5 protein-coding genes are annotated in these 8422 nt (G+C 75.3%); 2 read left to right on the top strand and 3 right to left on the bottom strand.

Annotated features, from left to right (window positions below):
* Positions 1-282 precede the first annotated feature (282 nt).
* Positions 283-2643, top strand: coding sequence for a serine/threonine-protein kinase (locus ACFWVE_RS14915; protein ID WP_384013189.1), 2361 nt, complete (start codon positions 283-285; stop codon positions 2641-2643).
* A gap of 586 nt (positions 2644-3229) precedes the next feature.
* Here ACFWVE_RS14915 and ACFWVE_RS14910 read toward each other — a convergent pair.
* The 3 genes from ACFWVE_RS14910 to ACFWVE_RS14900 all read right to left on the bottom strand — a co-directional run bounded on the left by ACFWVE_RS14910 (position 3230) and on the right by ACFWVE_RS14900 (position 7203).
* The gene (locus ACFWVE_RS14910) at positions 3230-3421 is read right to left on the bottom strand and encodes a hypothetical protein (RefSeq protein WP_384013186.1); all 192 of its coding nucleotides are present in this window, start codon (positions 3419-3421) and stop codon (positions 3230-3232) included.
* Between the two features lie 315 nt (positions 3422-3736).
* Positions 3737-6754, bottom strand: coding sequence for a BTAD domain-containing putative transcriptional regulator (locus tag ACFWVE_RS14905; RefSeq protein WP_384013183.1), 3018 nt, complete (start codon positions 6752-6754; stop codon positions 3737-3739).
* Positions 6755-6990: 236 nt separating this feature from the next.
* A complete protein-coding gene (locus tag ACFWVE_RS14900; RefSeq protein ID WP_384013180.1) occupies positions 6991-7203 on the bottom strand; it encodes a hypothetical protein in 213 nt (70 codons plus the stop codon).
* Between the two features lie 310 nt (positions 7204-7513).
* On the opposite strand from ACFWVE_RS14900, the gene ACFWVE_RS14895 reads away from it, so the two are divergent.
* Positions 7514-8371, top strand: coding sequence for an LLM class F420-dependent oxidoreductase (locus ACFWVE_RS14895; RefSeq protein WP_384013177.1), 858 nt, complete (start codon positions 7514-7516; stop codon positions 8369-8371).
* Positions 8372-8422: the final 51 nt, after the last annotated feature.

The raw sequence follows: 8422 nt of genomic DNA, 5'->3' as shown, positions 1-8422 counted from the left end.
TCCCCCCCCGCTTTTCGGGCGGGCGGGGGCCGCCAGCGGGGGGGGCGCCGGGGCGGCCGGGGGGGGGGGGGGCCGGCCGCCCGTCGGCCGCCCGCCCTGCCCCTTGTCCGCCCCATTGCTTTGCATATAAGACTGGACACCCCCTATGTCGCCGGGTTCGCAACCACGGCCCCGGACAGGAAGAATCGGGGTGCGTGCCGCCACGGGGCTGCGGTGGTGAGACGCTGCACTTCGGTCGCGCACAGGTGGTGGCGCGACTCGTACGGGGAGGTGGCAGGCAAAGTGGTGGATCAGCTGACGCAGCACGATCCGCGGCGTATCGGGCCGTTCGAGGTGCTGGGACGGCTGGGTGCCGGCGGCATGGGGCTGGTCTATCTCGCGCGGTCGGCGTCCGGGCGGCGCGTGGCGATCAAGACGGTCCGCACCGAGCTGGCCGAGGACCAGTTGTTCCGCGTCCGCTTCACACGCGAGGTGGAGGCGGCCCGGGCCGTCTCCGGTTTCTACACCGCGGCCGTGGTGGACGCCGATCCGCGTGCCGCCGTGCCGTGGCTGGCCACCGCGTACGTCCCCGCGCCCTCCCTCGAGGAAATAGTGAACGAGTGCGGGCCGCTCCCGGCCCAGGCGGTGCGCTGGCTGGCGGCCGGTGTGGCGGAGGCGCTGCACTCGATCCACGGTGCCGGGCTCGTCCACCGCGACCTCAAGCCGTCGAACGTCCTCGTCGTCGAGGACGGCCCGCGGGTGATCGACTTCGGGATCGCCTCCGGTGTGTCGAACACGCGCCTGACGATGACGAACGTCGCCGTCGGCACCCCCGCCTACATGTCTCCCGAGCAGGCCAAGGACTCGCGCAGCGTCACCGGCGCCAGCGATGTGTTCTCCCTCGGTTCCACCCTGGTCTTCGCGGCCACCGGACACGCCCCGTTCCACGGCGCGAACCCGGTCGAGACGGTCTTCATGCTGCTGCGTGAGGGCCCGGACCTGGACGGTCTCCCGGACGAGCTGCGCCCGTTGATCGAATCCTGCATGCAGATGGAGGCCCCGGCCCGGCCCAGCCCCGCCGACCTCCAGTCCCAGCTCGCCCCGCACCTGTTCGGCTCCGGCTCCGACGACAGCGGTACGGCCTCCGCGTGGCTTCCCGAGCGGGCGGTGAGCCTGATCGAGGGCCGCCGCAACGGCCGTCCGCCCGGCCGTCCAGGCCCCGGACCGGGCCGCAGCGCCGGCGGCGGCCGGCCCCCGGTGCCGCCCCCGCCCCCGGTCGACCCCGTCATCCCGCCGCCCCCGCCCCGGCCGCCGGTGCCGGCCGGCGGCGCCCCCGACCCGGGCCCCATCCGGCTGGCCGGTGCCGCGGTGCCCATCGGCCCCGGCCCGCGCGTCGCCGACGTGCGCGCCGCCGCCGTCAAGTCGCCCCCGCCGGCGGCCGCGCTCGCCGCCTCCTGGTCCAAGCCCCGCCCCGGAGTCAACGGCACCGACCCCGCCCCGGCCGGGGCGCCCACCCGGGCGCCGGAGCAGCCGACCGGCTGGCGGCCGTGGCGTTTCAGGATGTCCAACGACGTCTGGGGCACCCCGTCCGTCGCCGGTGACCTCGTCTACGTCACCTCCTTCGAGGTGCACGCCCTCGACGTGGCCACCGGCCGCCGCCGGTTCAAGACCCGGGACGTCGCCTGGTCGATGGCGGTCGCCGACGGCCGGATCCACGCCTCCGACGGCCCCACCCTGTTCGCGCTGGACGCCCGTGAGGGCGGCGACCTGTGGCGGCTGTCCACGGACGCCTGGGTGTATTCGCTCCAGGCCGACCGCGGCACCGTCGTCACCGGTACCCGCGGCGGCGGCGTGCAGGGCTGGGAGGCGTCCACCGGCCAGAGGCTGTGGGAGGTCACCGGCTGCCAGACCGACTTCGAGTCCCCGGAGGCCGGCCCCGCCGTCCACGACGGCACGGTCTACGTCTGGCAGGACGCCCGCCTGCGCGCCCTGGACGCGCGCACGGGCGACGAGCGCTGGTCGTACCCCATCGGCGACGCGGCCTCCTGCGGCGGCGTCCCGGTCCGCCTCACCCCCGCGCCCGACGGGTACGTGTACGTCTGTGCGGGCACCCGCGTCCTCGCACTGGACATCGCCGGCGGGCACGTCCGCTGGCACTTCGAGGCCCCCGCGGTCTTCCTCTCACCGCCCGCCTTCGTCCCCGGCCCGGCCGTCGCCGGCGGCGGTGTGTACCTCGCCGACTACCTCGGCACGGTCTACGCCCTCGACGCCACCGACGGCCGTGACCGCTGGCGCATCGCCACCGAGGCCCGCTCCTCCGTGGAGCCGGTCCTGGCCGCCGCCGGGCACGTCCACGTCGGCAGCGGCAAGGGCCTCTACACCCTGGACGCCGTCACCGGCACGCCCAAGTGGCGCTTCCAGTCCGGCGGCGACATCGTGGGCGCCCCCGCGGTCGCCGAGGGCCGGATCCACTTCGGCTCCACCGACCATCTCCTCTACACCCTGAAGGCCGACGACGGCCGGCTGAGATGGAAACTCGCGACCGGCGGCGAGATCACCGGCTCCCCGGTCGTCCGGGACGGGGTCGTCTACGCCTGCAGCAAGGACCGTTGCGTCTACGCCCTGGACGCGGAGAAGGGGACGGGGACGGCGCGGACGACGTGACGGCAGCCGAGGGGCGTTGACGGGGGCGCGACGGTCCGGACGCCGGGTACGGGTGCGCGACGGCCGCCCGTCGGTGACGTGCTCGTGACAGACAGCCGGTTGGCTGTGCGCATGCGGTCACGGCGGCAGCGGCGGCGGTCGCGGCAGTTCGCCGCAGAACCAGGGCCCGTCGTCGGGTTCCGGAGGCGGAAGCCACCGCGGCTACGACGACCACGACGACGACCACGACGACCACGACGACGCGGGCGGCAGCGACACCGGTGGGAACCGCTGAGCTGCGCCTCGGAGAAGACCCGGTACGCGACCGTCCGGGGCACCGGCCTCAGGGCGGCCCCGTCGGCACGCGCGGACTGTGTGGCCGCCCGGAGCGCCCATACGTCCACACGTCCCCGCAGGGTGCCGTGAGCGGTCGTGTTCCTGCCGCTGAGCCGCCCCGCAACGCGACCGGGAAGGTGCTGAGGAGCGGGCTGAGGGGAGAGCCAGGGCCGGTCCGGCCCACCTGCTGCTCCCGGGCAGGCGGAGGGGCCGCGACGGCTCCCCCTCCGTGCCGTCGCGGCCCCTCCGTTCCCCCGTGCTGTGCGGTCCGCTACCGGGTCGGCCTGAAGGGCTCCGACGTGGCGTGGATGTCCTTGGTCTCCAGCGGCTCGTCCGTGGCGTGGATGTCGCCCTGGGTGGTGGCGCCGCCGTCCTCGCCCTTGCCGTCCCCGGCCTTGGTGTCGAGCGGCTCCGACGTGGCGTGGATGTCACCCAGCGGCTTGACGACCTGCTCGTCGCTCATGATTCTTCCTGCTCCCCTGTGTGGTGTTCCTGTCGTCCGGCCCGTCCGGGCACTCCCCCGAGGGTGACCGGACGGGCCTGCCGGCTGCTCGGCCCTGGTGGACCGGTGCTGCGGCCTCTCCTGACGACCCGCCTGCCCCCCGACGCGACGGATCGACTGGCCCCAGCCTCCCGTCCGGCGATAAACGAACGATGAACGCCGCGACGACGGGCATCGGCGCACCCCGCGGCGGGCGTCGCACGGCGTCACCGTGACACCCGGACGGCGTACTCGGCCGACGGTGGGGCCGACAGGCCGGCCCGTACCGCGTTGCTCTCAGGCCGCCTCGACCGGCGTGAGCAGGGCCCGTACCGTTGCCGCCTCCGGCGACCCGAGGGTCTCGTAGATGCGGACCGCCTCCTCCCAGCAGACACGGGCGCGGCCCATGTGGCCGACGCCGGTGAGGGCGTGGCCCAGGACCGTCAGGACGTTGCCGCGCCGCCACTCGCCGCCGATGCCGCGCAGCACCGTCAGCGCCATCTCGGCGTTCGCCGCGCCCTGGGCGTACCGCTGCCCGGCGAGGTCGACCTCCGCCAGGCGGAACAGGGTCATGCCCTCCCACAGCCGCTGCCGGCTGTCGCGGAAGACCTCCAGCGCCTCCAGGAGCCGGTCGGCCGCGTCGACGAGCCGGTGGCTCTGGGTGAGGGCCATGCCGAGGGCGTAGCGGCCGTTCGCGCCGCGCAGGGAGTTGCCCATGGCGTCGTAGATCTCCATGCCCTCCTGGGCGAGTGCCACGGCGCTGCCGGTGCTGCCTGCGGCGAGCCGGACCCGTGAGAGGTTGCAGAGCGCGCTCGCCTCACCGGGGCGGTCGCGCAGCGTCCGGAAGTGCGCGATGGCGTGGGTCAGATGCTCCTCGCCGGCCTCGGTGCGGCCCTGGTAGAGGGCGATCACGCCGCGGGCGTTGCGGGCCCAGCACACGGGCAGCAGGTCGTCGGCCCGCCGTGCCAGCCGGACGACCTGCTCGGCCTCCTCGTCGGCCAGGTCGAACCGGCCGCCGTCGAGGTGCGCGTGCGCCAGTGTCATCAGCGCCCGCGCCTCCACCCGCGCGACACCGACCTTCCGGGCGGCGTCGAGGAGGGTGCGCGCGGTGGCCTCGTACTCCTTGGAGTTGGCCCCCGACTCCGACAGGTCCACGGCGGCCCACAGCAGGTCGATGCTCCGGCGCAGCGTGTCCGGCAGGTCGGCGCACTGGCGGGCGAAGGACAGCAGACAGTTCGCCTCGGTGTAGAGCCAGTCCCGCGCCGCCTTGCGGTCGGGGAAGCGCAGTCCGGGGTGGTCGGTGGTGGCCAGATGGTCGACCAGCCGGTCCCCCGGCCGCTCGATCGCGTACACGCCCGCCGCCGTCGCCAGGTAGAAGTCCAGCAGGCGGGACAGGGCCGCGGCGCGTTCGCCCGGGGGCTGCTCGTCGCGTTCGGCGCAGGCGCGCGCGTAGAGGCGGACCAGGTCGTGGAGGCGGTAGCGGCCGGGCGCGGCGGACTCCAGCAGGGAGGTGTCCACCAGGGACTCCAGCAGGTCCTCCGTGTCGTCGGCCGGGAGGTCCAGGACGGCCGCGGCCGCCGCCAGGGAGATGTCGGGGCCGTCGGCCAGGCCGAGCAGGCGGAAGGCGCGGGCCTGGGCGGGCTCCAGCTGGCCGTAGCCGAGTTCGAAGGTGGCCTTCACCGCGAGGTCGCCCGCCTGCAGCTCGTCCAGGCGGCGGCGCTCGTCGGCGAGCTTGGCCGCCAGCACGGACACGGTCCAGGTGCGGCGGGCCGCGAGACGGGAGGCCGCGATGCGGATGGCCAGGGGGAGGAACCCGCACGCCGCGACGACGTCCAGCGCGGCCTCGCGCTCCGACGCGACCCGCTCCTCGCCCACGATCCTCGTGAACAGGGCCAGCGCCTCGTCCGGGGACATCACGTCCAGGTCGACCAGGTGGGCACCGGCCAGGTCCACCATCCGCACCCGGGACGTCACCAGGGCCGCGCAGCCCTCCGTGCCCGGCAGCAGGGGACGTACCTGGGCCGCGTCGCGCGCGTTGTCCAGCAGCACGAGCACCCGGCGGCCGTCCAGCACGGAGCGGTACAGCGCCGCCCGCTCCTCCAGCGAGTCCGGCACGGCCGAGTCCGGGGTGCCGAGGGCGCGCAGGAAGGCGCCGAGGACCGTCTCCGGCTCGGCCGCCCGGGAGCCCGCGCCCTGGAGGTCGACGTACAGCTGGCCGTCGGGGAAGACGGCCCGCGCCTGGTGGGCGACGTGCACGGCGAGCGTCGTCTTGCCGACGCCGCCTATCCCGGCCAGCGCGGACACCGCCATCACCCGGCCCTCGGCCGAGGCGAGGAACGCGCAGAGCTCGCGGACGAAGGACGCACGGCCGGTGAAATCCGGCACGGTGGCCGGGAGCTGGGCGGGGCGGACGGAGGAGGCGGCCGGTTCGGGCGGCGCGGGGGAGGAGGGCTCCGCCAGCTGGGGATCCGCCCGGAGGATGCGCTGCTGGAGCTCCTGGAGACCGGGGCGCGGGTCCACGCCCAGCTCGTCGGCGAGCAGCCGGCGGGTGTCGGCGTACACCGCCAGCGCCTCCGCCCGGCGTCCGCTGCGGTACAGCGCCAGCATCAGCAGCTCGCGCAGGCGTTCGCGCAGCGGGTGCGCCGCCGTGAGCGCCGTCAGCTCCGAGACGGCCTCCGCGTGGCAGCCCTGCTCCAGGTCCATGTCCAGCCGCGTCTCCGAGAGTTGGAGCCGCCACTCCTCCAGCCGTACCCGCTGCGCCTGTGCGTACGAGCCCGGTACGCCCGCCAGCGTCTCGCCGTCCCACAGCGCGAGGGCGCGGTCCAGGAGCGTACGGGCCGTGTGCAGGTCCCCGGCGTTCTTCGCCCGCTCGGCATCGGCGGCCAGCCCTTGCGCCACCCCGACATCCAGCGCGCCCTCACCCGTCCCGCGCACCGCGTACCCGCCGGAATCGCTGACCAGAACGCCGGGCCCCAGCGCCTTCCGCAGCCGGGACGCGTACGTACGGACCGCGGCCAGGGCCTGCGAGGGGGGCTCCTCGCCCCACAGGGCGTCGATCAGCTCGGCCGCCGTCGCCGTACGCCCGCCGCGGAGCAACAGGGCGGCGAACAAAGCGCGTTGCTGCGGACTGCCGGTGCCGACGGGCTCGCCGTCACGCCAGGCGCGCACCGGACCGAGCACGCTGAAGCGCAGCACCGGTGGTACCGGTGACGCCGGCGGGGCGGGCGGCTCCGGCGATTCCAGTGACTCCTGCGGCTCCTGCGACGCCGGCGAACCGGGACGCCGCTGCTCCGGCACGCGCGGTGCACCGTCCATACAGTCCCCCTATGCATCCTCAACAACCACGCCAGTCTGCCTTGTTCGTGACGGATGCGGCAGTCGTGCGAGACGGCGATCACACGGGTGCGCGCACGGTCCACAAGGCCCCCACACCTTCTGCGCACACGTGCGCACGGGCGCTGCGCGGACGGCGCGCGGGCTTCGCCCGCATGTCACCGTCGTGGGCCCGTCCGTGCTCGGCTTTCCTCCCGTTTCGCGCCGCCGGCCGGTCGTCAGGCCGGTGCGCGAGGGGCGCGGCGCTGCCCGGTGATCCCGGCGGTGCCCCGGGAGCGGGCCGAGGCGTACGGCGCGCTCGGAGGCGAGGGGGCGAGGCCCTCGTCGCGGGCGGCGAACGCCCGCCCCCGGACGGGCCGGCCGTGCCGTCGAGCCCCCCGGCCCTCTCGGTCGTCCAGGTCCACCCGTACCGTCAGCGGTTCCGCTCCCATCACCCGCACCGCGAGGCCGTTCCCGCGGGGCGGCGTGCGCAGACGGGCGAGGCGCAGACGGGCGAGGGGGGCGTCGTCGGGCAGCGGGCGCGCGCACCCGGCGGCGGACCCGTCGCCGCCTCGTGCCGCAACTCGGCGTGGGCGCGGGCGGAGTGCGAGGGGGTGGCCCGCAGCTCGCCGTTCGCCGCTCGCCGTTCGCCGTGCGTCCTCCCGGCCCCTCACCCCGGGGCCTATTCCGACCGGTCGGTATGGACAGACGGGTCCGGCCCGGGTATTGATGACTCCGTCGTCCGCGTACGAAAGGCCGCTCATGCGCATCGCCGTCACGATCTTCCTCACCGACGAGACGATCACCCCCACCCGGCTCGCCCGTGAGCTGGAGCAGCGCGGGTACGCCGGGCTGTACCTGCCCGAGCACACGCACATCCCCGTCGAGCGGACCACTCCGTACCCGGCGGGCACCGAGCTGCCCCGGGAGTACACCCGCACCCTGGACCCGTTCGTCGCGCTCGGGCAGGCCGCGGCCGTCACCGAGCGGCTCGGCATCGGCACCGGCATCACGCTCGCCGCGCAGCACGACCCGATCGGCCTGGCCAAGCAGATCGCGACCCTCGACCACCTCTCCGGCGGCCGGTTCACCCTCGGAGTCGGCTTCGGCTGGAACGTCGAGGAGGCCGCCGACCACGGGGTGCAATGGCGTACCCGGCGTGAGCTGGTCCGGGACCGGATGGGCCTGATGCGGGCCCTGTGGTCGGAGGAACCGACCGCGTACGAAGGCGAGTTCGGCAGTGTCCGGGCCAGCTTCGCGTACCCCAAGCCGGTCCAGAAGCCGCGTGGCCCGGTCGTCGGACCGCGCACCCTGGTCGGCGGGGCGGCAGGGCCGAAACTGTTCACGCACATCTGCGCGTACGCCGACGGCTGGCTGCCGATCGGCGGGCGCGGCCTGTCCGAGACCCTGCCCGCGCTGCGCACCGCCTGGGCCGACGCCGGCCGCGACCCCGGCGCCCTCCAGGTCGTCCCGTACGCGGTCCGGCCCAGCCCGGGGAAGCTCGCCCACTACGCCGAGCTGGGGATCGACGAGGTCGTGCTGCAGCTGCCGCCGGAGGGGGAGGCGGGGGTGCTGCGGGCGCTGGACGCGTACCAGCCGTTCGTCGCCGACGCCCGATGACGACGCCGGGCGAGCACCTTCCGGGTACCCCGCCCGGTGTTCGCCCGGCAC

The organism is Streptomyces sp. NPDC058632 (genome assembly GCF_042717095.1).
In the GTDB taxonomy this organism is placed as follows: domain Bacteria; phylum Actinomycetota; class Actinomycetes; order Streptomycetales; family Streptomycetaceae; genus Streptomyces.
The sequence above is the reverse complement of the archived record's forward strand: the minus strand, read 5'-3'. Positions and strand labels throughout refer to the sequence as shown.

Bases quoted from the DNA above. Each gene is read 5' to 3' on its own strand.
- ACFWVE_RS14910 (WP_384013186.1), bottom strand. From the start codon at position 3,421: ATGAGCGACGAGCAGGTCGTCAAGCCGCTGGGTGACATCCACGCCACG.
- ACFWVE_RS14905 (WP_384013183.1), bottom strand. From the start codon at position 6,754: ATGGACGGTGCACCGCGCGTGCCGGAGCAGCGGCGTCCCGGTTCGCCG.
- ACFWVE_RS14900 (WP_384013180.1), bottom strand. From the start codon at position 7,203: ATGGGAGCGGAACCGCTGACGGTACGGGTGGACCTGGACGACCGAGAG.
- ACFWVE_RS14895 (WP_384013177.1), top strand. From the start codon at position 7,514: ATGCGCATCGCCGTCACGATCTTCCTCACCGACGAGACGATCACCCCC.